This window comes from Sphingobium sp. C100 (assembly GCF_000508185.1).
Taxonomy (GTDB): domain Bacteria; phylum Pseudomonadota; class Alphaproteobacteria; order Sphingomonadales; family Sphingomonadaceae; genus Sphingobium.
The window spans coordinates 1-1,674 of record NZ_AYOY01000096.1; the positions used below are offsets into that span (position 1 = coordinate 1).

Annotated in this window: 2 protein-coding genes; both read right to left on the reverse strand. The window is 63.0% G+C overall.

Annotation, left to right across the window (positions count from 1 at the left end; genetic code table 11):
• A partial coding sequence (locus C100_RS31930) for an electron transfer flavoprotein subunit alpha/FixB family protein (protein ID WP_024019081.1) occupies positions 1–928 on the reverse strand: 928 nt, incomplete at its 3' end.
• Positions 925–1,674 carry an electron transfer flavoprotein subunit beta/FixA family protein gene (locus C100_RS31935; protein WP_024019082.1) on the reverse strand — a complete coding sequence of 250 codons (750 nt, stop codon included), beginning with the start codon at positions 1,672–1,674 and terminating at the stop codon, positions 925–927. The genes C100_RS31930 and C100_RS31935, both read right to left, overlap by 4 nt.

The window sequence follows — 1,674 nt, forward strand, 5'->3', positions numbered from 1 at the left end:
ACAGTTTTTCGGTAAGTTCGGGCACCAGCTTGAACAGGTCGCCGACCAGGCCGATGTCGGCGACCTGGAAGATCGGCGCATCCTCATCCTTGTTAATCGCGATGATGGTCTTGCTGTCCTTCATGCCCGCCAGATGCTGGATCGCGCCGGAAATGCCCACCGCGATATAGACTTCGGGCGCCACGATCTTGCCCGTCTGCCCGACCTGATAGTCGTTGGGCACATAGCCTGCATCGACGGCCGCGCGCGAAGCCCCGACCGCCGCGCCCAGCTTGTCGGCCAGCGGCATGATATATTCCTCGAAGGTCGGCCCGTCCTTGAGCGCACGACCACCCGACACGATGATCTTGGCGCTGGTCAGTTCCGGACGTTCCAGCTTCGCGATCTCTGCGCCCATGAAGGTGGAAAGCCCCTTGTCGCCGGTCGATGCGACCGCCTCGACAGCGCCGCCGCCACCGTCCCGCGCCGCCTTCTCGAACGCCGTGCCGCGCACCGTGATGACCTTCTTGGCATCCTTCGAGCGGACCGTCGCGATCGCATTGCCGGCATAGATTGGCCGCGTGAACATGTCTTCGCTCTCGACCGACAGAATGTCGCTGATCTGCATCACGTCGAGCAAAGCCGCCACGCGCGGCGCGATATTCTTGCCGTTGCTGGTGGCCGGCGCGACGAAAGCGTCGTGATGGCCCATCAGTTCGACGACCAGCGGCGCGATATTTTCGGCCAGCGCATGACTAAAGGCGGCATCGTCGGCGACATGGACCTTGCCCACGCCAGCGATTTTCGCCGCGTCGGCGGCCACGCCCTCGACGCCTTCGCCAGCGACCAGCAGATGCACTTCGCCCAGCTTCGCAGCAGCCGTGACGGCGGAAAGGGTCGCGTCCTTGACGGCGCCGCCCTCATGTTCAACCCACACAAGCGTCTTCATGCGGCAACTCCCAGAGCTTTCAGCTTCGCAACCAGTTCATCGACATCGGCGACCTTGACGCCGGCGGTGCGCACCGGCGGTTCGGACACTTTGAGCGTCTCCAGCCGAGTGCCGATGTCCACGCCATAATCGGCCGGCGTCTTCTGCGCGAGCGGCTTGCTCTTGGCCTTCATGATGTTGGGCAGCGAGGCATAGCGCGGCTCGTTCAGGCGCAGATCGGTGGTGATGATCGCAGGCGTCGAAAGCTTCACCGTCTCCAGGCCGCCATCGACTTCACGGGTTACCGACACGCTGTCGCCCTCAACCTCGACCTTCGACGCGAACGTGCCCTGCGGCAGGTTCAGCAGCGCCGCCAGCATCTGCCCGGTCTGGTTGCTGTCATCGTCGATCGCCTGCTTGCCCAGGATGATCAGGCCAGCGCCTTCCTCTTCCTGCACCTTGGCCAGCAGCTTGGCCACGCCCAGCGGTTCCACTTCATCGTCCGTCTGGATCAGGATCGCCCGGTCGCAGCCCATCGCCAGGCTGGTGCGCAGCGTTTCCTGCGCCTTGGCAACGCCGATCGACACCGCGATCACCTCACTCGCCACGCCCTTTTCCTTCAGGCGAATGGCTTCCTCGACCGCAATCTCGTCAAACGGATTCATGCTCATCTTGACGTTCGCCAGATCAACACCCGTCCCGTCCGACTTCACACGCGGCTTCACATTATAATCAATCACCCGCTTCACGGGCACAAGGATCTTCAT